General features: G+C 53.1%; 19 protein-coding genes. 4 read left to right on the plus strand and 15 right to left on the minus strand.

The genetic code is table 11. The features are described from left to right. Nucleotides 1-41: 41 nt before the first annotated feature. Entirely contained in the window at nucleotides 42-938 is an 897-nt protein-coding gene (locus tag NST84_RS29195) for a sugar ABC transporter permease (RefSeq protein WP_342563501.1), read from the minus strand. A 326-nt stretch (nucleotides 939-1,264) separates the two neighbouring features. Between NST84_RS29195 and NST84_RS29200 the strand changes: the two genes are divergently transcribed. Together NST84_RS29200 and NST84_RS29205 are read left to right on the plus strand one after the other, a co-directional pair. Continuing rightward, nucleotides 1,265-3,904: a heparinase II/III family protein gene (locus tag NST84_RS29200; RefSeq protein ID WP_342563502.1), complete on the plus strand. Its 2,640-nt coding sequence runs from the start codon at nucleotides 1,265-1,267 to the stop codon at nucleotides 3,902-3,904. A gap of 51 nt (nucleotides 3,905-3,955) precedes the next feature. Then, nucleotides 3,956-4,276, plus strand: a complete 321-nt coding sequence (locus tag NST84_RS29205; RefSeq protein ID WP_342563503.1) for a cupin domain-containing protein — start codon at nucleotides 3,956-3,958, stop codon at nucleotides 4,274-4,276. 287 nt (nucleotides 4,277-4,563) lie between these two features. On the opposite strand, the gene NST84_RS29210 is transcribed toward NST84_RS29205, so the two are convergent. The 3 genes from NST84_RS29210 to hxlA all read right to left on the minus strand — a co-directional run bounded on the left by NST84_RS29210 (nucleotide 4,564) and on the right by hxlA (nucleotide 7,927). Beyond that, nucleotides 4,564-6,126: a transposase gene (locus NST84_RS29210; protein ID WP_342563504.1), complete on the minus strand. Its 1,563-nt coding sequence runs from the start codon at nucleotides 6,124-6,126 to the stop codon at nucleotides 4,564-4,566. Nucleotides 6,127-6,733: 607 nt separating this feature from the next. Continuing rightward, nucleotides 6,734-7,288 (minus strand): 6-phospho-3-hexuloisomerase, encoded by a 555-nt coding sequence (gene hxlB, locus NST84_RS29215; protein WP_342563505.1) that lies wholly within the window; start codon nucleotides 7,286-7,288, stop codon nucleotides 6,734-6,736. Between the two features lie 6 nt (nucleotides 7,289-7,294). Next, nucleotides 7,295-7,927 carry a 3-hexulose-6-phosphate synthase gene (gene hxlA / locus NST84_RS29220; protein WP_342563506.1) on the minus strand — a complete coding sequence of 211 codons (633 nt, stop codon included), beginning with the start codon at nucleotides 7,925-7,927 and terminating at the stop codon, nucleotides 7,295-7,297. Nucleotides 7,928-8,201: 274 nt separating this feature from the next. On the opposite strand from hxlA, the gene NST84_RS29225 reads away from it, so the two are divergent. Continuing rightward, nucleotides 8,202-9,587, plus strand: a complete 1,386-nt coding sequence (locus tag NST84_RS29225; RefSeq protein ID WP_342563507.1) for an MATE family efflux transporter — start codon at nucleotides 8,202-8,204, stop codon at nucleotides 9,585-9,587. 64 nt (nucleotides 9,588-9,651) lie between these two features. Here NST84_RS29225 and NST84_RS29230 read toward each other — a convergent pair whose 3' ends face one another. The 6 genes from NST84_RS29230 to NST84_RS29255 form a co-directional block, all read right to left on the minus strand. Continuing rightward, on the minus strand, nucleotides 9,652-9,900 hold the full coding sequence (locus tag NST84_RS29230; protein ID WP_342563508.1) for a hypothetical protein: 249 nt from the start codon (nucleotides 9,898-9,900) through the stop codon (nucleotides 9,652-9,654). Between the two features lie 81 nt (nucleotides 9,901-9,981). Beyond that, nucleotides 9,982-10,212 carry a cold-shock protein gene (locus tag NST84_RS29235; protein WP_090715594.1) on the minus strand — a complete coding sequence of 77 codons (231 nt, stop codon included), beginning with the start codon at nucleotides 10,210-10,212 and terminating at the stop codon, nucleotides 9,982-9,984. Between the two features lie 195 nt (nucleotides 10,213-10,407). Beyond that, a complete protein-coding gene (locus tag NST84_RS29240; RefSeq protein WP_249901232.1) occupies nucleotides 10,408-10,608 on the minus strand; it encodes a cold-shock protein in 201 nt (66 codons plus the stop codon). Between the two features lie 298 nt (nucleotides 10,609-10,906). Next, nucleotides 10,907-11,185, minus strand: coding sequence for a hypothetical protein (locus NST84_RS29245; RefSeq protein WP_342563509.1), 279 nt, complete (start codon nucleotides 11,183-11,185; stop codon nucleotides 10,907-10,909). A gap of 68 nt (nucleotides 11,186-11,253) precedes the next feature. Beyond that, nucleotides 11,254-12,360: an MBL fold metallo-hydrolase gene (locus NST84_RS29250; RefSeq protein WP_342563510.1), complete on the minus strand. Its 1,107-nt coding sequence runs from the start codon at nucleotides 12,358-12,360 to the stop codon at nucleotides 11,254-11,256. 96 nt (nucleotides 12,361-12,456) lie between these two features. Further along, complete coding sequence (locus tag NST84_RS29255; protein ID WP_342563511.1) at nucleotides 12,457-13,170, minus strand: HAD family hydrolase; 714 nt, start codon at nucleotides 13,168-13,170, stop codon at nucleotides 12,457-12,459. 135 nt (nucleotides 13,171-13,305) lie between these two features. Here NST84_RS29255 and NST84_RS29260 point away from each other — a divergent pair, with 135 nt between their 5' ends. Then, a complete protein-coding gene (locus NST84_RS29260) occupies nucleotides 13,306-14,349 on the plus strand; it encodes a copper amine oxidase N-terminal domain-containing protein (protein WP_342563512.1) in 1,044 nt (347 codons plus the stop codon). 95 nt (nucleotides 14,350-14,444) lie between these two features. Here the strand turns inward: NST84_RS29260 and NST84_RS29265 are convergent, their stop codons facing one another. From NST84_RS29265 to NST84_RS29285, 5 genes are all read right to left on the minus strand, one after another. After that, nucleotides 14,445-16,019, minus strand: a complete 1,575-nt coding sequence (locus NST84_RS29265) for a diguanylate cyclase (RefSeq protein WP_342563513.1) — start codon at nucleotides 16,017-16,019, stop codon at nucleotides 14,445-14,447. Between the two features lie 348 nt (nucleotides 16,020-16,367). Then, complete coding sequence (locus tag NST84_RS29270; RefSeq protein ID WP_342563514.1) at nucleotides 16,368-17,156, minus strand: SDR family oxidoreductase; 789 nt, start codon at nucleotides 17,154-17,156, stop codon at nucleotides 16,368-16,370. Between the two features lie 90 nt (nucleotides 17,157-17,246). Beyond that, nucleotides 17,247-18,101, minus strand: coding sequence for a diguanylate cyclase (locus NST84_RS29275; RefSeq protein WP_342563515.1), 855 nt, complete (start codon nucleotides 18,099-18,101; stop codon nucleotides 17,247-17,249). Then, a complete protein-coding gene (locus tag NST84_RS29280) occupies nucleotides 18,091-20,187 on the minus strand; it encodes a cellulose biosynthesis cyclic di-GMP-binding regulatory protein BcsB (protein ID WP_342563516.1) in 2,097 nt (698 codons plus the stop codon). Before NST84_RS29280 ends, NST84_RS29275 begins: the two co-directional genes overlap by 11 nt. 42 nt (nucleotides 20,188-20,229) lie before the next feature. Then, a complete protein-coding gene (locus NST84_RS29285; protein WP_342563517.1) occupies nucleotides 20,230-21,480 on the minus strand; it encodes a glycosyltransferase in 1,251 nt (416 codons plus the stop codon). Between the last annotated feature and the right edge of the window lie 14 nt (nucleotides 21,481-21,494).

The following is a 21,494-nucleotide window of genomic DNA, read 5'->3' on the forward strand; positions in this document are numbered from 1 at the left end:
GTATCCGCTTGTAATGTGCTCACTGTTCATTCTCCTCTCTTTTAATAGATATCATTCAGTTTCTTGGAGACGTAGAAGTAAATCAGGGTGATCAGACCGACGATAACCGCCGTTGTAAAGCCGACCGCACTACCGTAACCGAACTGCTGGATGCTTGAGCCTCCGCTCGATACCGGGAAGAACAGCTTATACAGATAGAGGTACATGACTTCCGTTTTGCCGTAAGGTCCGCCCTCGGTAAGTACCATAATGCTCTCGTAGCCCTTCAGCGAGACCGTGATGGCCAGCATGATAATCATCTGCAGCACAGGTCCCAGCATAGGAACGGTGATGCTCCACATTTTGCGCAGCGGGCCTGCTCCGTCGATGGAAGCCGCTTCATAAAGATCCTCCGGAATGTTCTGCAGTCCTGCAATAAAGAGCAGCATATAGTTACCGACCGCACCCCAGATGGCAATGATAATTGCTGTCAGCAGGGCATACTTGGCACCCAGCCAGTCAATCGGTGAGGATATAATACCGGCGCCCAGCAGCAGCTGGTTCACCATACCGTTGTACGAGTTGAAAATAACATAGAATACGATCGCCATAACTGAAGCACTGATTACGGTAGGCATGAAATAAATCGCCCGCAGCAGCTGCCGGCCCTTCAGTGCCCGGTTAAGAACCACTGCCAGTATAAACGACAGCGGAATCGTGATGATCAGCTTGCCGCCTGCGTAGATAAAGGTGTTAACCACCGAATGCCAGAAATCTTTATCGCGGAACAGACGTTCAAAGTTGTCCAGACCGATAAAGAGCGGCGTACCGAAGCCCTGATAATCATAGAACATGTACTTCAAAGCCCAGAATACGGGATACACCCCAAAAATCAGTGTCAGTATCAGACTGGGCGCAACAAAGGTCCAGGCGTTTATTTGACGTTTCGTTCCATTCATTGATTGTTCCTCCTGTCTATTCGGCTTGCGCTTATATCCTAATGATACGTCCCTCTGCAGAGAGACAGTTAGGGAGAAAGCGACTGCACCAAGGGGGAGAAATTCACTTTTTATAAAACGGGCGAAAAAAAAGATAAGGCTGATTAATGCGGGCAGGACAACCTTTAGCATCTTAAAAATAAGTCGCTTTGTCCCCTCCCCTGCACTTGTTTATCCATCCCCGGTTTACTGGCCGCAAAGGTATACTTATGGAAGAGAACAGAGACAGACTGGATACAGGAATGGAAAATAACAACGTGATTCACGAGGGAGGCTTCTGAATAAAGATGAGTTCATCCTATAAAAGCGCGGCTGAAATCCGCCCCTTCGCCTGCTATGATCATAATCAGCTGGGTGAGATCCGCAGCAGAATAGAGCGCATCCCGGCAGTTACCCGGGAATACGCCAGACAGCGGGAGCTGTCGGAGCAGTTTACTGCGCGGGAGGCTGAGGCGCGGGAATATGTGAGGCAGCAATTGGCGGGGCATGATGTGCGTGAGGCGGTAGCGCCGCTCCAGTGGCTGGGCGTCTTCCGGGTGGAGCCGTTCGTCTTTAAGGTCCCTGCCGGGGCAGCGCAGCTGAAGCTGTCTGTGCAGGTGCAGGGCCGGGGTGTTGCCCGGATCGGCGGCGTGCGGCTGACGCATTCGCAGCTCGGCCTGCCCGTGCAGCTGGGTAACGGCAGCTTCCGCCAGGGGCTGGACGGCTGGACGCAGGTGCCGGGGACCGGCAGCACGATCCGGCTGGAGCAGCTGCCCGGCGGCGGGAGCGGCCTGCAGCCCTCGGGCGTAACGCCGGCTGACGGCGCGGCGGAGGAAGGGGTCCGGTGCGTATACATCCGGAATGAGGCGGAGGACAGCCTGACGGTGCTGCGCTATGAGGAGCTGCTGCCGGTCCGCGCCGGCGACCATTATGGTATCCAGACGGAACTCAGTCTGGAAACACCGCTGGTTAACGGAGGGGTATGTACCGGAGTAGTGTTCCTGGATGCCGCCGGGCAGCCCCTTGGCGAAGAGCGGCTCTCCCCGCTCTTTAAACGGCACACGCTGACCAACTGGGCCTACCTGCTGGAGGCGGCCGGTGCAGATGCCAACCTGTATATGGTTACAGGTGAGGAGCAGTATGCCGGACTGGCCAAGCGCAAGCTGCAGTACATGCTGGCTGATATGCGGCAGGGTATGGATATTTTTCGCCGGGACGGCTGGCATGATGACGATACCTACGGTGCCGTGCATATCGGCCGGGGGATTGCGGCGATCTCGGTTATTTATGACCAGATTGCTGCCAGCACTGCGGTCTCGGGTGAAGATTCGGAGACGCTGCTTGCAGACCTCCGTTATATTGCGGCGATGATGATGGACACTGCCTATTACCGGTTCGACCTCCCTACCTTCCCGGATGAGAAGGGCGGCATGCGCAGCAACTGGAATGCCGACCGGGCAACCGGTCTTGGCGTATATGCCCTGCTCTTCCCGCAGGAGCCGGAGAGCGCGGCCTACCTGGAGCATGCCCGCTCGGTAATCGACTGGCAGCTCGCGGAGGTCGTTGATGATGACGGTGCCTGGCCGGAAAATGTGCGCTACCACGGCGCCGTACTGCACCGGTATTTCCTGTTCTTCGCCCTGCTGAAACGCCTTACCGGAACGGACTATTTCGGACAGGCCAAAGTCAAGGCGATGTACCGCTTCCTGCTCGGGATTGTGACAGCTGAGGACGTGATCCAGGGCGGACCGGACGGGCCACCTGTCCTGCTGACTCCGGCTGTCGGCGACGCCAACGTTCAGGAGAAATGGTTCCGCCTGCTCGGCTATGCCGCTCCGTTCTACGCGGAAGAGGACCCTCAGCTGGCGGCGGAAATGGTCTGGACCTGGAAGCACGGCGGTGCCCCGGTTCAGGATACCGGCGCGTTCCCGCTGCCGGTGGTCGCCCTGCTCTATCCGCAGCCGGAGCTGCCGGAACAGATGCCGGAGCTCCGCTCCGTGCATTATCCCGGCATCGGCTATGTCATCTTCCGCAGCGGAGAGCAAAACCTGCAGCATTATGCCATCTACGAGGCCTCGCCGCTGACCTATCACGCCCATCATGATGAGGGCCACTTCTCCATCTGGGCGAACGGGGTGCCGCTGACGCTTGATGCCGGCACCGGCGGCTATTACAACGGGGACCGGCACTGGTATGTGTCCGGTGCTGCGCACAACATCGTCCAGTTCGCGGACGGCTCCGGCGGCTACGCGGACGGCCCGCTGAAAAGCGTCTGCCGGGAGGTCAGCTTCGCGGAGGAGCTGGATTATGCAAGAAGCCTCATCCCCGATGTACACGCTGACGAGTATGAGCGGCATTTCCTGTACATCAAGGCAGGCTTTGATGCTTACCTGGTCTGGGACCGCATCCGCGGGACAGCCGATAGCGTCTGGAATCTGCATACGCTGAGCAGCGGGGCAGAGCTCGCGGAGCAGGCCATTGACGCCGCCGGCCTTGGCGGCATGCGGCTCCATGCGCAGATCGCTGAGCCGCTGCGCCCGGCCGTCACTGCCGGTGAAGGCGCTGCCGGCGGAGCTTATCCGCTGGCTGCGCAGCAGCACTTCCGCGTGCACGGCCGCGCCGGCGAAGACTACGTCGTACTGCTGCATCCGCACGCCGAGGGGACACCGGAGCTCCGGCTGGAGCCGCTGGAGCTTGAACCCACGGACGCCGCGGACGGTGTGCGGCTGTATAAGCTCAGCCGCGCAGACGGCGGCTGGTGTGTTGCCGCCCTCAACGGGACCGGCGAAACCCGCCGGGTCCGTGTTCCGGGCGGCGCGGCGCTTCGCGTGCTTGGCGCAGGCGGAGCTGCGGCAGAGGCAGAGCCGGCCGGCGGATCGGCGGCTGACGCTGCTTCCGACAGCCTGATCCTTGAACCGGGATCAATCCGGATCGCTGTTCCGCAATAAGACTATCTCGGAATCATCAAAAATTTATCTACCTAATAAGGAGGAAGAAATATGAGTAACCTTGGAGTATGGGAACCGGCGGAGCCGGGCGTAAAACGCTGCATTCTGAACGCGGCAGAGAGTCTGATGATGATGGAGGTTCATTTTGAAAAAGGTGCCGAGGGCTACGAGCACAGCCACCCGCATGAGCAGATGAGCTATTGCCTGCGCGGAAGCTTCATCTTCCGCATCGACGGCAGGGAGTATGGCGTATCGGCCGGCCAGAGTATTGCTATCCCACCAGGCGCCAAGCATGGTGTTACCGCGCTCGAAGCAGACTCGGCACTGCTCGACGCCTTCACCCCAATCCGCGAGGATCTGCTCAAACGCTAGAGATGTCCGCAGAGCCCAACACTTGAATCTCTTCAGGGGCGAGCTCTGTTTCTTCTATCCTCTACTAAATGGGATAGCGAACTTCTAATTGGCAATAGCAATTTTTCACTCAGGCTGCTCAGCAAGCTCCTGTCGAGCGTTCCCGGTAACATAGCTGCACTATGTACAACTAAACTTAGCTTATTTACTCGCGATAGCCATATAACTGCATTCCGGAGTCAATTTCATAATTCAGTTTGCTGGATAGCAAGACTGGGCCAAAATCTGAGTTTGTTTTTTAAAAAGAGTTAGGCCACTTGCTGGGAGTTACTCAACTGCTTGTTCAACTTGTCTAGCGCAAACTTACTCAAATTGTAGGCCAATGTGCTGAGCTGGAAATCGACACTTGCCCGGACGCCGCGGTGACGTGTGCGTTTCATCCCAAAATACTCTTTGAGGTAGGCAAAAACACGTTCTACAGCCGTTCGTTTGTTATACAGTTGCGTAAAGCTCTCGCTCCCTCTTGCTGGGTAAGCGTGCTTACGCAAATCGGTTTGGATTCGGATCTTAAACACCTTTTGGCAGCCGGATTCGGAAAACGGACAGTCTTTGCACTGGTTCGGCCTGGTATAACGCAGTGTTTCGTATTTGGCATCGAAACTGTCGTAACGGTAGGCGTGTCCCTGCGAGCACACCGGGGTGTAATCCTGGTTCATCCCCTCGGGCGGTTTTTTGTGGTGAATCATTTTAATAATAGGAAAAGCGCCTAAGGAATGAATCAACTGGTAAATGGCCGAACTGTCATACCCTTTGTCGCCCAAGACATGCTTCACCTTCAGCCCAGGAAACTTCAGGTGTAGCCCCTTTAGGAGCAGGACGGCCATCCGCTGGTCATTCAGATTCGCCGAACTAAAGACACCGCTTAGCACATACTGAGAATCCGCATCCACCAGTACGTTCGCCTTAAATCCGAAATAACTGGTGAGTCTGCCCTTCGTATTTTTCTTGTCAAAACGTGCAGCATGCCGGGGGATCGTGCTTAGGAGCTCGTCATAGGTGTAAGGCAGCATCGCTTCAATCGTTTTCTCAAAGGGTGCTAGGGTCTTTTCATAAGCTTCCCGTTCCAGACGCCGGCGCTCTTTTTCTTCCGCAGAAGTCCGCCCACGTCGGTAGACTGGTTTTTTAAGCGGTTCGTTCGCTGGCTGAGGCTCTGGCTCGGCATTCTCGAACTCCAGTTGCTGAATTTCTGGCGCTTCGCTTGGCTTTTTGGTACGGCGGGCCGCTCGGCGTTTCGACGCAGATTCACTGAATTGGCAATCCCAAGCCTCAACAATGGAGGAATCAACGGCAAGGTGCGTGCCCGTAACAAAGCCTTCTTCCATGGCAGACAGCACCAAGCTATCCTGCAGTTGCTCAAGCATTCCCGTTTGCTCAAGCGCAGAAATCAGACGGGAGTATGAAGCTTTGCTCGGAATAGGGTTCGAGCCGGTAAACCGGCACTGCGCCCGAAATTCCTCGCTGTGCTTAAGGCGTCTAACCAGAGAAGAAACAAACTCAATGCCCTCCATTTTTGAGATGAGCAGCGAGTAGATCATGGCAGGGAGGTTTAGCTCCTGTGGCCGTCCACGATGGTTCTTTTTCCGGAGTACGTGAAGGACCGGAGCCAGGTTTAAGTGTTCAAAGATTTGACTATATTTATCTTCCGGGCGCATTTGGAGCAATTCCTCGAAGGAAAACAGCTCTTCTTGTCGAATAGAGTAGATAGGGATTACCTCCTTTTTTTGTTCTCGGGTGTCGGTTTGGTCGCCTATAACTTCGAGAACTTGGGGAGGTACTCCTTTTTCTATGCTTAAAAAAACCAGGCGTAGCAAGGGTTTTGAATTATGAAATTGTCTCTTCCGTACAACTAAATCTGCCGAATTTGGCCAAAATCAGGATTAGACGTCATTTTAGCTGCACAAAGTGCAGTTAAAGTGGAGAAGAGAAGAAAAACGCGCTTTTTAGTTGTACAAACTGCAGTTAAGTCGAAAAGGTGCGGCAGCAGCCGCACCTTTTTGCTTGTTTAAGTGTCTTGTTATACGCAGGCGCTCCCTAGTCACGTACTCTAATAGCGCGTATACGACGGAATCTGGTCAGAACTACTCAAAACGCTGCAGTACAGCATCAGCCAGCCAACCAAATTTCACTCTAATCACAGGTAATCACGCTCTAACCCACATACTCAGAATGACCGCATACAGCGCGACCTAGTCAGATATACTCAAAACGCTACAGTACAGCACCAAAAAAACAAATTTCACCTAACATTCATGGCCATTCTCAGGCCAGGTGTGTGCTATTAGCCCCCACCTCCAGTAACACCAAATGGTTATCCCCTTATCCCGTTATTCTGCTATCCCGGCGTCCGCCAGCAGCCGCGCCCCGTCAAATCAACCAACGCCTGTCCGGGTTCTGCCGGACAGGCGTTGGTTAGTATTGCTATTCAAGGTTCGCGTGCTTGCCGAACATCTGGGTTGTTGTCTGACCGGTCCATTCCATCAGGCGCAGGATGGCGGCATCATAGAACAGCAGCAGAGTCTGTTCGAACAGGGAAGCCATCGGCTGGATGGTCGCCCGTTCCCCGCTGGCCTCCTTGGTCGCACCCGGCAGCCGGACGGTGTAATCCGCCAGTTTACCCAGCGTAGACTCCGGCGCGATTGTGACTAGCGCGACGGCAGCGCCGATCGCCTTGGCCTTTTCGGCCATGGCGATCAGGCTTTTCGTCTCGCCGGAGCCGGAGCCGAGCACCAGCACATCGCCGGCCTCGATTCCCGGCGTCACCGTCTCGCCGACAACATACGCCGACCGGCCGACATGCATCAGCCGCATGGCGAAGGCCCGGCCCATCAGGCCGGAGCGGCCGGCGCCGGCCACAAAAATCTTGCCCGAGCGCTGCAGCAGCTCCGCAAACCGCTCCGCCTCCCCGGCATCCAGCTGATCCGCCGAAGTGTGCAACTCCTTCACAATCTCCTGTGTGTAGCCCACAGTATCCATAGCGTCTTAGGCCTGGCTAACGAGGCGCTTCATTTCAGCTGCCGCCGCTTTCTGATCGCTCTCGCCGGTGATGCCGCCGCCCACGATCACAAGATCAGGACCGGCTGCGATGACTTCCGGCAAAGTGCTCAGCTTGATGCCGCCGGCGATGGCTGTTTTAGCCTGTTTTACCACTGCTTTGATCGCCTTCAGGTCAGCAAAGGAATTTTTGCCTTCAGCCTGGTGATCGTAACCGGAGTGAACGCAGACATAGTCAACACCAAGCGCGTCTACTTCAGCAGCACGGCCGGCGATGTCCTTCACGTTGATCAGGTCAACCAGGATCTCGCGTCCTGTTTTCTTAGCTTCTTCTACAGCGCCTTTGATAGTGGAATCATCAGATACGCCAAGTACAGTCACAATGTCCGCGCCTGCTTCCGCTGCTTTCATAACTTCATAACCGCCAGCGTCCATAATTTTCAGGTCGGCCAGTACAGTCAGCGCCGGAAAAGCGTCCTTGATCGCTTTCACCGCATGCAGCCCCTCATTAATAACAATCGGAGTTCCGATCTCCACAACGTCAATGAATTCAGCAACCTCCGAGACGATTTCCTTGGCTCCTTCGATTCCAACAAGATCAAGCGCTAATTGCAATTTCATATATAGTAGCTCCTTTTTCGATATATTTTTGTAAGTTCTGGACTTAGTGTAAGTTCATGCAGTCAAAAAAGGAAGTAGGCACTTTCCCGTGATGTAGTTACCCGGAGGATACTATTGGGCGCTGCGTGGCTTCACACCGTGGTAACATTGAAAGAAATTCAGTGAATTTTTTCATTATTTCGTGAAATATACTGCATTTTCATAAAACCTGTGCTAACATACATTTGGCTCGAAAATTAACACTCCGCCAGCCATTATCCAAAGAGGTGCATAGATGAAAACGAAAGACCAACAATTTAACCTGTTCAAGCTGACCTGGCCGATTTTTCTGGAGCTGTTCCTGTTCATGCTTATGGGCAGTGTAGATACCTTTATGATTAGCTCCGTATCGGACGATGCGGTATCCGGGGTCGGTGCAGCGAATCAGATTATCGCCATGGCTATCCTGATCCTCAGTGTGATCGGCAATGGGGCCGCTATCGTCGTATCCCAGTATCTCGGCTCCAAAAAACCGCTGGAAGCGGCAAATGTAACCGGCAATGCCGTCACGCTCAATCTGCTCGTAGGTATTATTCTCAGTACAGTGCTGCTTCTATTCGGGGGCAATCTGCTGACTGCACTCAATGTGCAGGGTGATATCCTCGTGCACGCCAAGGTGTACATGAATATCGTCGGAGGCGGGATTTTCCTGCAGGCCCTGCTGAATGCACTGGCTACTACCATCCGCACCTACGGCTTCACCAAGCAGACCATGATGGTCTCGCTGCTGATGAATGTAATTCACGTAGCCGGTAACTATCTCCTGATTTTTGGACATTTCGGCTTGCCCGCACTCGGCGTTCAAGGTGCTGCCGTCTCTACGGTAGCCAGCCGGCTGATCTGTCTCGTCCTGTTCTTCCTGCTGCTCTACCGGATTATGGATGTGAAGGTTCAATTCAGCTATTACATCCGCCTGTCCAAAAAATATGTAATGCAAATCCTCAAAATCGGCATCCCGGCCGCTTTTGAATCGATTACGTACCAGTCCTGCCAGCTCGTGTTCACCCTGTACATCACCTACCTCGGCGCTGAGGCTATGGCTACCCGCCAGTATGCGCTGAATATTTCGAACTACATCTATTTGTTCAGCGTAGCCGTATCCATGGGCACCTCGATTATCGTCGGCCATCTGGTAGGAGCCAAGCGGCCCAAGGAAGCCTACAGCCGGGTATTTACCAGTGTAAAATGGGCGCTGCTGGTCACTGTCGTTATTGATGTTATTGTTATTGCGTTCCGCGTGCCTCTGTTCGGCATGTTCACCGATAATGAGAATATCATTATCCTGGGTGCACAGGTGATCCTGCTCAGCTTTTTCCTGGAGACCGGACGTACCTGCAATCTTGTTATCATTAACTCCCTGCGGGCCTCCGGTGATGCCAAGTTTCCGGTTTACATGGGCCTGATTTCCATGGTCTGCATGAGTCTGCCGCTCGGCTATGTGCTGGTATTCCAGCTGAATATGGGACTTGCCGGTGTGTGGATTGCTACTGCTTTTGACGAGTGGGCACGGGCGGTCATTATGTACTTCCGCTGGAAGAGCAGAGCCTGGGAGAAGCACGGCCTGATCCAGCATGACAATGAATTACAGCCGGTAGCTCCTGCTGCCGCACCTGCACACTAAAATAATAAAGGCGGTCCGCCAAGGTACTGGTACCTGACGAGCCGCCTTTTTTGCGTATATCATTCTAAATAAACGTTAGCGCCGTAATCCAGCTCTGCCCGATTGCCACATATAACACCGTTACGAGGACAACGCCTACCAGGTAGGTGATTATCTTCTTACGTGTAAATTCCTGGTACAGATCCAGAATAATAATAATCCCGCCCAGTGCCAAAGAGATGCCAAGCAGCAGCGGATTGTGAAAACTGATAATAAAAAAGTTCATTATAATCATGATTCCCAACAGTACTCTAACCGTGACTTTAAGGAACACCAGCTTCTCCCCTCCTTATTTTACATTAGAGAGTTTGCCTAGAGCCTGCCCCTCTGAAGGAGCAAGCCAGTCCGTATGCAGCTATTTAATTGAAATGCCCTTTTTGATTGCTTTCATGTCATGATTCGTATTCACAAGCATAGGCAGGATCTTCATACTGCGGGACATCGGCGAATTACATTGCCAGCAGGTCGGTACATATTGAAAAGCAAAATTGTCACGCATCCAGCCGGTGCAGCCCTCTTTCGTACATGACCAGATTGCTGTAGACTCCTGCGGCAAATCTTCCTGTGCTTTTTTGCGAAAATACATAAATAAACCCTCCTCAAGTTAAATCTCATATTTGTTTAATCTATACAGAAACTTAAGGCAGATGGCTTATAAAAAATAACCCCGTAAAGTGTCCTTATCATAGAGCTGAATCAGGTACTTTGCGGGGAACTGAGACTTCCAAAAAAAAGCTGCCCTCAACAGATGTTAAGGGCAGCTTCTTTGCTTGTCAGCGTATTACAGTTTTACAACGTTTTCTGCTTGTGGTCCACGTGCGCCTTGAGTTACGTTGAACTCAACGCGTTGGCCTTCATCCAAAGTCTTGAAGCCGTCGCCAGTGATTGCGGAGAAGTGAACGAATACGTCGCTTCCGCCTTCAACCTCGATAAAACCGAATCCTTTGTCTGCGTTGAACCATTTAACTGTACCTGTTTGCATTTGTATTACCTCCAATAGATTATTTAACACATGTCCTTTTATTCTTACGTATTGTACGAACAAATAAAAATTCACACATTGGAAAAGTTTCATAAGCACAAATGATAACCTTTTCCAATATGTGAATTAAGGGTTAAATTTATGATTAACAACATCATATCACATCATGCTTCCAAAAGCAAAATAAATTTTATATTAATTTCCATGGCCTATTTGCGCAGTCTAAAACGGCCTGACGAAGCTGCTGTAACCCGGGTATTCACAGCTCTACAGCAGCTCCGTATTTCAGCCGCATGGCTTAGTCGATATAGCCGGCAAGCCCCTTGTCCATCAGATAATCCATTTCCGCATCCAAAATGGTTTCGACCGTAAGCTCGTCCAGCTTCACATCGCGCTGGGCGGTTACATAATCGACCAGGTCATCATTATCAATATCGACCTCGCCCTTGCTGTTAGCTTTGGCTTTGTTAATAAACGTCTGTTCATGCTTCAGCACCAGCTGGATCAGCTTGGGGTCCACCTTGGTTTTGGCGGCCAGTACCTCAAGCAGCTCTTGTTCGTTTACTTTATCGCTCATTATTATAGTCACTCCTTAGCGTTATCGCACAGCTATTGTAGCACACCGCCGTCTCCGCTGCTCCCGGTTTATCTCCACCAAGGCAGGGAAGGGTACAGCTCAGCCCCCACTTGAACGGGTTCACCGATTCTTGGCGTGGCCAGCTGCAGCCCGTGCTGCCGGGCGGCACGCAGCACCCGCTCTACCGGATCGGTCCAGTCATGCATCGCAAGTGTGAAGGCGCCCCAATGAATCGGGATCATCAGCTTGCCCTGCAGATCAAGCTGCGCCTGAACCGTCTGCTCGGGCATCATATGGATATCCGCCCAGCGCCGGTCATACTGTCCGCATTCCATGAGGGTCAGATCAAACGGGCCGTACCGCTGCCCGATCTCCGCGAAATGCGGACCGTAGCCGCTGTCCCCGCTGAAGAACACTTTATTCTGCCCGCCCTGGATAACCCAGGAGCACCACAGGGTAGAATTGCGGTCCAGCAGGCTGCGTCCGGAGAAATGCCGGGCCGGGGCGCTGGTTAGCGTCAGCCCGGCAAAGGAGGTTTCCTCCCACCAGTCCAGCTCGCGGATACGCTCTGCACTGATTCCCCACCGCTTCAAATGGGCGCCTACGCCAAGCGGCACGATGAACAGGGAGGTTCTCTGCGCCAGCTGCCGGATTGTCCCGTAATCAAGATGGTCATAATGATCATGGGACAGTACAACGGCATCCAGCGGCGGCAGGCCGGCCAGTTCAACCGGCAGCTGGCTGCTATAGCGTTTACCGCCGATGAACGGAAACGGCGACGGGGCGCGCCCCAGCATCGGGTCAAGAAACAGGGTGGCTCCCCCAATTTCGAGCAGCACAGCTGAATGGCCGAACCAGGTGGCCCGGGTTCCCTTGCCCTGGCTTAAGGAGCCGGCTAAGAGCGGCTGGGGCTGAAGCGGCTCCTTCGGTCTGGAATTGGGATTTCCCTTGATGAAATCCCTGAGAATGGAGAGGCCGCCCTCCGGCTTGCCCTCCTCTGCGGCAATCTCAAAGGGATAGACGAACTTCCCCTGCCGGTATTGAGGCGAGCGGCTTCTCAGCTCACGTTCGGCCCTCGATCCCCGGCTGCCAAAAGCCGGATACACGCTCATAACGATATAAGCAGCGGCAATCAGCGCCAGAATTAACGCTGCAATAATAATAATTACGGTCATACAGCTGTCCTTCTCTCCTGCTGAAATAAGATCATGGACATATTATACGGCGCTGTATGGAGCCGGGCAAATGTACGCCTGCTGCACTCCGGCGTATTATCCGTTCCAGCCGGGAATCTGCCGCAGATCACCATTTCTGATCTCAAAAGTACTATTGGCCGGAATGCCGCGCGGCGAGGAAGCCGTCTGGATATAGCAGGAGTCAATGCCTGCTGCGTTCGCTCCGGCCATATCCGTACGCGGATCATTGCCGATCATAACCGCCGAGCTCAGATCAGCGCCGTAGTTCTCCGTCAGATAACGGTAGAACAGCGGATCAGGCTTGCTGACCCCGGCCTCTGAGGAGATAGCGATCCCGTCAAACAGGTGCAGGATGCCCAGCATCGTCAGCTCTGCTTCAATGAAGGTCTTCTGGCCGTTCGAGAGCAGGAACACTTTTTTACCGCGGCTTCTCAGTTGCCCGAGAATCTCTGCTACACCGTCATACAGGGAGATATGAATCATGGATAAGGTGCGCATCCAGCGTACGGTCTCATGAAGCCAGGCTTGTCCGGGCTCACCGCCCAGTTCCCGGGCCACTTCGCGGAATACCTCCTCCATGACGAAATCGGGGAACTCGCAATGCCGGGCTGCGGCAGCAAGCTGGCGGTCCCGCTCCGCCAGAAACCGTCTGTTCAGCTCTGCTCCGTTAATATTCAGCCCCTGATAGCTAAAATGCAGCGACAGACGCTCCCATACCTCGGCCTGCTCTTCATCTGTCTCAATATCGATCAGGGTTCCATACAAATCAAAAATATACGTTTCGTACATATCAGTTTTCCCCTTTCTGCTTATCCTTTTTCAAGTTTAAACGATCATGCTGAATAAATTTGCAACAAAATCCGGCCTGCCGCCGTTTAGTACATGACAAACACCTGACAAACTCAACCAAAGGAGCTTACAACGATGAAAACCCCACTGAAAACAAGTGCAGTCCTGTTAACCCTATCCTTAGCCCTGTCTACCGGAGCCGTTTCTGCCGCTCCTGCCGCTTCTTCCCTGAATACAGGTAAAACGCCGCAAGCAGCCACTATTTCCGCCGCCAAGACATTCGTAATCGAACTGAACGGCTCCGCTATCGCTGATCAAGGGCTCCAGCCCTCCGGCGTCAAAGAGCCGCTTGTGCCGCTGCGCGCGGTTGCCGAAGCCCTGGGCTTCACCCTTACCTGGAACCAGTCTACTAAATCTGCCGATCTGACCAAAGGCAATATCTTTACAACCGTTAAGAGCGGTGAAGACCGTTATACCGTAAATAAAATGTTCACTACACTGGGAGCAGCACCGCAGACGCTGGGGAACAAGCTGTTTGTGCCAGCTTCCTTTGTAGGCGAAGTGCTGCAGCAAACTATTTCCGTGGAGGGACAAAAGATCGTGATTACCTCGGCCGTGGAGCACCAGAAGGAGAATGGTGTTATTACCGCTATTTTTGCTGACGGAAAATATCCGGCCATCCAAATCAAAGGCACAGGAACCTCCGGACTCGTACTCAATATCGGTGAAGATACCGTCTTCCAGAAGGCGGACGGCACTAAGCTGACTCTCTCCGACCTGCAGATCGGCATGACTATCGAAGCCGAGCATGCAATGTTCGCAACGATGAGCCTGCCGCCGCAGACACCGGCCTATCAGATTACTGTTCTTGATTCCGCACAGCAGCCGGAAGGTCTGCTTGGTACAGAAGGTACTATAGAGGATATAACCACCTCCCAGGACGGGACGCAAATGATCCGGATTAACGGTACCGGCCTGACTGAAACGTCACAGAGTGAAATCATACTCCGCCTGCCCGCTGACACTGCTATCGTCAATGAGAGCGGCGAGCCTGCCCAGGCCGGGGCTATCGTTAAAGGTGCAAAGGTCATCGGCTTCTATGGTCCTATGCTGACCAGAAGCCTCCCGGCTATCGGGACAGCCTGGAAGATTGTTGTTGTAACTCCTCAGCAGCAGTAATACAAGCAACATCAAAAGAACCGTTAACCGCGTCATCGTGACGGGTTCAGCGGTTCTTTTACCGCCTGGGCACATGCGGGAGCAATCTCACCAAGCTACACCTTGCCGGCCTCCATTAAAGCGGGCTGCCCGCCCAGCGTAACTTTGTTTTTGCCTCCTGTCTTGGATAGGTAAAGCGCCTCATCCGCCTCACGGTACAGCGTTTCAAAGGTGACGCCGCTGTCCTTCGTAAAAGCAATGCCGGCGCTGACAGTCAGCCTGATCCGTTCTCCGCCGTCGAGTCTGACATCATGCCGGGACATCTCCAGGCAGAACTGCTCCGCCTCCTTGAGCGCGGCCTCTTCATTGCCGGCAAAGAAGCTGACCGCGAACTCCTCGCCTCCGATTCGTCCGGCGATCCCCTTGTTCTCGTACAGGCGGAGTATTTTGTCAGAAAAATCGATCAGCGCCTGGTCTCCGGCCATATGACCATATGTATCATTAATCAGCTTAAAATCATCAATATCGAACAGCAGCAGCGCTATCCCTGCTTCATTCTGCATTGCATAATTCTCGGTCAGGCGCATAAAATGCCTGCGGTTGTACAGTCCGGTCAAATCGTCCACCGTGGCCTGATAGAGGAGCTCGCGCTCATATCTTTTCTTCTCGCTGAGGTCGCTGAAGACGATAAGCATCCCCGCAGATAATCCTTTTCCGGACTCCGTTGTAATCAGGGATACACCATAGCAGTTTCCGTCAGTACCAGGAACATCAAGCTCGAACTGGCCCTCCAGACGCTGGTAATAAAACACCGCAACCTCGCCGTACCGCTCCAGCAGCAGGAAAATATTTTTGCCCAGCCATGATTTCTCGGGTCTCCCGGCCAGTGCGGTTAGCATAAGCTCTCCGGCTTCGTTAATGTCAATAATATTGTTGAAGCGGTCGGTCAGTACAATGCCGTCCTTCATATTCTCGATAATCTGCTTCTTCACCCGCGGGTACAGCGAAAGCTCCGGGTCCCGGAACATGGAGAAATAGCCTATGATCACTGGAGGAAGATAGGTAAAGGCGATAAATCCGGTAATCGTAATTTTGAGCAGCGGCAGCAGAAAGATCGACCCGATTGGAACCAGCAGGCTTAGCAGCATAAGGACATTCCATTTAAAATAATACTTTGATGCGCTCTGCAGGGAAACTGCCAACAGGAAAACCGCGTATACCCCAAACAGCTGGTCATACGCTATCAGCGCCATATTCATTACAGTCGGATGCACGACAATCCCGCTCACGCCCGCCACTGTATTCACACCAACCTCAGTACGCATGAGATGATGCCAGGAATCGGTAAAAATCATCAGTACATAAAAAGCCACCGGAATGCAAAATAAAGCCAGACGCCTGTTCAGCCCGTCCGCAGAACGCGATATGTATTCTTTAATTACAGCATAGGTAAAAATGGTGCTTAAAAACAGCGGTGCCTGCTGAATATTCCTCCACCATAGCTTGGCCTGAAAGGAGTGAGAGAGAATTTCTCCAACCGTTGCTCCAAAAATCACGCTCACCAGCAGCAATAAGATCCATAAATAGCGCCTTCCCGGTGTGTTACGGTACCGGTAAGAGCTGACGCCCATGTAGAGACTTAGAACACTGCCCATAATTAAATAATAGGGATAACCCTGCATCCATGGCATGTCATATTTCTCCTAATTTTGTAATAGCTTTGCCTTATTATATCCTACTCCTGTTCACAATTGAACCTTCTGACGAAAATACACGAAGACCCCGCGGGCAGCCCGCAGGGTCATATTAAGGGTGAGAAGCGAATATTCAGTTATGCCAGTTTCCAGTTGCTAGGGGACAAGTCCTGAAAACAACCGACGAAATCTCGATTTTGTTTTCTGTTTCCCTTTCAGATAGTACATGGGTAATCAACTACCTTTCGGAATACACACATTACATGCCGTTCCATCCGTTAATTGATGCCTTCCACTTCCCACCTGCTTATTATTACCCGCATAGGGCGCCGGTCAAACATAAGGCTACAACGATCTTACTGATCCTCCATCAATCAGCAGCGCCTGCCCGGTAATATAGGTGTTGGCAAAAGAACCGAGGAACACCGCCGCCTTCCCGAATTCCTCCGGTGTCCCGGCCCGGCCAAGCGGAATATTCTTCAGCGAAGCCCGCTGAATATCTTCAAGCGCCAGCCCCTTGGCCTCGGCCCGCTTGCTGTCCAGCTGAATCAGCCGGTCTGTGCTGATCCGACCGGGAGCGAGCGTATTGATCAGAATGCCGTCAGGCGCCAGCTCGGCGGCAAGACTTTTGTTCAGCGCCTGAACACCGGCCCGGAACACATTGGACAGAATCAGCCCGTCAATCGGCTGCTTAATGGATGCGGAGCTGATCGTAACAATTCTTCCGCCCCCGGCAGCACGCAGGAAGGGCAGCGCCTCGCGGATCAGCCGCACACTGCTCATCAGCGTCAGCTCGAACCCGCCGGCCCAGTCGCTGTCAGCCATATCGGCAAAGCCTCCGCCCGGAGGCCCGCCGGCATTGGTGACCAGCACGTCGATGCCGCCGGCCCAGCTTGCCGCCGCCGCAATGGCTTCCCGTACCGCTACCGGATCTGTTACATCCATTTCCACCAGCGCAACCTCCGCGCCGGTCTCTGCCTCAATCTTCTGCGCGGCTGCTTCAAGCTGCGCCTGGCTGCGGCTGGCTATGGTCACCTTCGCACCTTCCCGCGCGAATTCCAGTGCAGTCGCCAGTCCCAGCCCCTTGCTGGCAGCCGCTACAAATACCGATTTGCCTTTAAGACCCAGATCCATCCCTTTTCCGCCTCCTGGTTCAAGTTACCCGGCCTTCGGCAGCGGGATACCTCAATTGTAAAACGGAGTTTCATGAATATCTAGCCTGGCTTATACATCGTATTCCAGCTGCTTTTTGGCCTGGACAATGAAATCCAGCGGATTCTCGATCGTCGCCGCCTCATACTGCACAGCCCCGATTTTGAGTCCGAGATTAACCTTGTATTTGCCGGAGAATTCATTTTCGTTCAATTGCTGAAGCTTTAGTTTGATCCGTTCGATTACAATTTTGGCTCCATCCTGATCAGTAAAGAGCAGCAGCCCCCAGGTGGCATCATTCTTATCCAGCAGATAAAGCGCATCGTTGGTGCGGATGCTGGACTGGCTAAGCTGGGAGACATCATAGATTGCCTCGGACAGCTGCTCCTCAGGAATGAGCCGGCGGATCTCGCTCCAGTACTTTACCTTAACGACCAGCAGTGTAAGCGGAATCCCGTAACGGGTGGAGATTCCCGTAAACAGGCTGGCATCCTTCTGAAAAGCAATACTGTTACGCAGATCGGTATTTTCATCCACTGTAGCCAGATTTGCCGTTGTTTTCTTCAGACGCTCATTCTCCGCCTGCAGCTCCCGCGAGCTTGAGGTGAAGATCCACAGCATCACCGTGATGAGCGGGACCATAATCAGCCAAAAGTAAGTGCTGGCCCCGATCGTCTCGCCCCGTGATACCGTCTGATACACAATAAAGAGACCATAGATGAAGATAAAGGCCAGATTCAGCGTCAGCCCCGCCGTTACCGTGGTGAAGTACGTTATCAGCGCCAGCAGAAAGGCGATATTCAGAATGATAATATTCTGCATATAGCCGCCGCCCGAGCCGGCGATAAACACGACACAGATGAACATCAGTACCAGAAAGCCAAGGAAGCCAAGGTCTGAAGCCAGACTGCTGCGGTTACGTCTCACGCTTATCACCACGTTTCTTCATATGTTTGCGGAGCAGCAGCAGAAGGGCTACCAGTACCAGGGCTACCACAAGAACTACGGCAACGACGAAGCTGAGCACATCGCTGCGCTGTATAATCTGCTCCAGGGCTGAATCCTGCTGACCCCCAGTATCCGTTTTGAACCGGTAGGCGCTGACGTTCCCGTCCTTATCGGTAACTACACCATCACCGAACACCTTCCACTTGTCCTTTTCACTCGCTATCAGCCGGGAAGCCAGATAATAATTCCCGGGATTCACCGCTGTAACCGCCATAAAACCGCGGCCGCTTTCGTAAGGTGATTCTATCAGCTGCAGCGTTCCAATCTCTGCCCCGTACTGTTCTTCAATGCTCATTTTTTCATTAGAGACCAGCGTAGTCCCGTCCTTGCTGTACCTGAAGAACAGCTTGTCGTTGTTGTCCCGGATCACCTTGTTGTTCTTATAGGTGCCGACGGCCAGAATATTGTTGTTCTTCAGATTATCGGCACTGACATGATCAGTGTAATAATGAATATCACCGGTATTGCCGTCGGTGTACTGTCCCAGCAGATTGAAGACATTAGCCAGGCTCTGATAGGTGTAGTCATCCATCTCCTGAGGCAGTACCACCGCTACGTGATTATAAATGCCGTCCCGCAGAAACGGATACGGATAGTTATTAAACAGCAGGTCTGTACGGTCTTTGGTATTCAGATGCAGCAGTGAATCTTTATCGATATATGCCCACGGCATTTGATCGGTATTCGGCGTACAGACGGCGTTTTCCATTTCCAGGTCAAAGCCTACGGTCACCGAGAAATTCCCGGAGATATTAAGGTTCTTGGGCACCGTCAGGGTGAGCGTATCACCATTCGCCAGCTCCTTCGTCAGCTTCTTGCTGCCGATCGGGGTGCCGTTGATACTCACAGTGACCAGCGAGCGGGAAAAATCGAGATTGCCTGCATAGCGGAAATCAAGGCTGATTCTTCCGGCATCGGCAATCGACCGGTTGGACGGCAGTGCGACGAAATAGGTCTGCTCCCGGTGGTTCGGGCCGGACAGCTTGTCACCCGATTCAGTGAGCGTCACATCCGAGCTGATGCTGCCGGCCGGCTCATCAACCTGTGTAGCATCCTCGATTACCTTCAGATCGCTTGTAAGCTGACTTATCAGCTCATTGCTTGCCAACATTCTTCCGGCTTTAATCAGCAGGCTCTCATCCTGTGAGGTCACCACCAGTGTCGGCCGGCTGTCCTTATTCACCAGCTGGATCAGGGCATGCGTACCCAGGTCCTCAGCTGTGCTTAGCTGCTGCTTCAGACTGGCGGGCACACGGTCATACATAGTTACCAGCACGACAGCGTCCCTGTCTTTTACGGCATCGTCCCGGTAAGGGAGCATGCCGATTGTCTTATCGTTCAGGGCATTCTCTTTGGCGAAGCCCGACAAGGCATAGGTGGCTGCTTCCAGCTCCGCTCCGGTAGCCCCCTCCGGCACAGTGATAAGGCTCTTGCCGCTCTTCACGGTATCAATGCCGGAGAACCGTTCGCTGAAATCGCTGATGCCGCCGGTAAGCGCCTTGGTGCTATAGGTTACGGCTATGCTTGAGGTATTAAAGAAATGCAGCCAGTTGTCCGGCGAATTGTCCACGTAGCATACCTGATTATTGTCTGCCGCTGTCTTCAGATCGCCCTGAAGGGTCAGCGTGTTGCTGTCTTTTTTCAAAAAGCCCTTAGGCGCAGTAATACTGATGATCTGCTCTCCGTTATTCGCAAGCGACGGCCGGAACGAGTGGAACGGAATGCCGTTCAGCGACAGCGTTATACTGGACACCTGGTCCTTTGTGATTTGCGAAATCTGAAAATGCAGGTTGATCCGCACAGCCTCCACATTCCAGTAATCCATTACTGTAAACAACTGCTGTGACGATGCTCCGCCGGACAGCGCAGTGTCGCTGCCGGTGAAGGAGGTTTCATATGTCAGTTTGCCCGCTCCGGGAAGCACTGCGGCTGCAGAGGCTGCCGGAAGCAGGCACAGGAAAAGAGAGAGGCAGAGCGCCCATAACAACATCTGTTTTTTTATCATCATCTGTATCTCCTGTGCTCCTTATTTCTCTTCCATCTGCGCCTAGTAGCGCTCGGTTTTATACCATTTGGCTTCCCGTTTGAACATGACATCCTTGAGGTAGTTATACATTCCGTAAGCGGCAACGGCCATCCACAGCTGGCAGTAAGAGACATACATCAGCAGGATAATGCCGAGATTGGATAAGCTCATCTCACCCTTTTCGGTCGTCAGGGTGACAAAGATTCCAACCACGAACAGCACAATGGCCAATAGCCACAGAAAGCTGCTGAGCCCGGCAATCGTGGTATGCACATATCCCATCGCATGCAGCACCAGCAGCAGGTCTGATGTGATCAGCGAGATCAGCAGCAGGAAATAAATCGACACATAGTACAGGATATCAAAGCGGATTTTGGCAGCTGAGCGGTCGAACAGCAAGGGCAGATTTTTAACAATCACATAGACATTGCCTTTGGCCCAGCGGGTCCGCTGCTTGAACCAGACCTTTACCGTCTGCGGCTCCTGCTCCCACGTAACTGACTTCGGCTGGAACTTGATCCGGTAGCCCATCATATAGATGCGGAAGCTGATCTCGGTGTCCTCGGCAATCGCCTTGACATCCCAGCCGCCGATCGCTTCAACGATGGACCTGCGCATAATAAAGTTGGTTCCCGGAATCGTACACAGCTTGAACAGCTTCCAGCGTCCGGCTTGGGCCATCCATTGAAAAGACAGCGTCTCTATATTAATAAACCTGGTGAGCAGACTGGCATCACGGTTGCGGGTTCTGAACTTGCCGATGACAGCGCCCAGACGCTGGTCGGATACAATCTCGGCGACCAGATATTTCAGCGCCGTCCGCTCCGGCGTATTGTCGGCATCGTAAATGGCAATCAGCTCCCCTCTGCTGCGGGTAAAGCCGATATTCAGCGCATTCGATTTCCCTTTGCCCCCGGTAACCGAATCGGTATTGATAATCAGCAGATTGCGTCCCGGGTATCTGTTCTGTATATTTCCCAGCAGCACGGCACTGTTATCCGAGGAATTATCGTTTATGACAATGATCTCATAGCGGTCATGCGGGTAATCCAGCGCGAGCAGGGACTCCACAGTCTTGCTGATCACTACGCCCTCATTGTGTGCAGGGACCATGATGGTCACAAACGGGTATTCACCCTGAATTTCCGGAACCTCTTCCCGCTCCGTTTGAATGTAATACAGATAACCGGCAATAATCAGGGCAACATTGACCAGCAGCAGCGACCAGATGCAGATCACCGCAATTACCATCAGCACGTCCGAGACCGTCATGTCATCCTCCTGAC

The organism is Paenibacillus sp. FSL R7-0345 (assembly GCF_038595055.1).
GTDB lineage: Bacteria > Bacillota > Bacilli > Paenibacillales > Paenibacillaceae > Paenibacillus_AQ.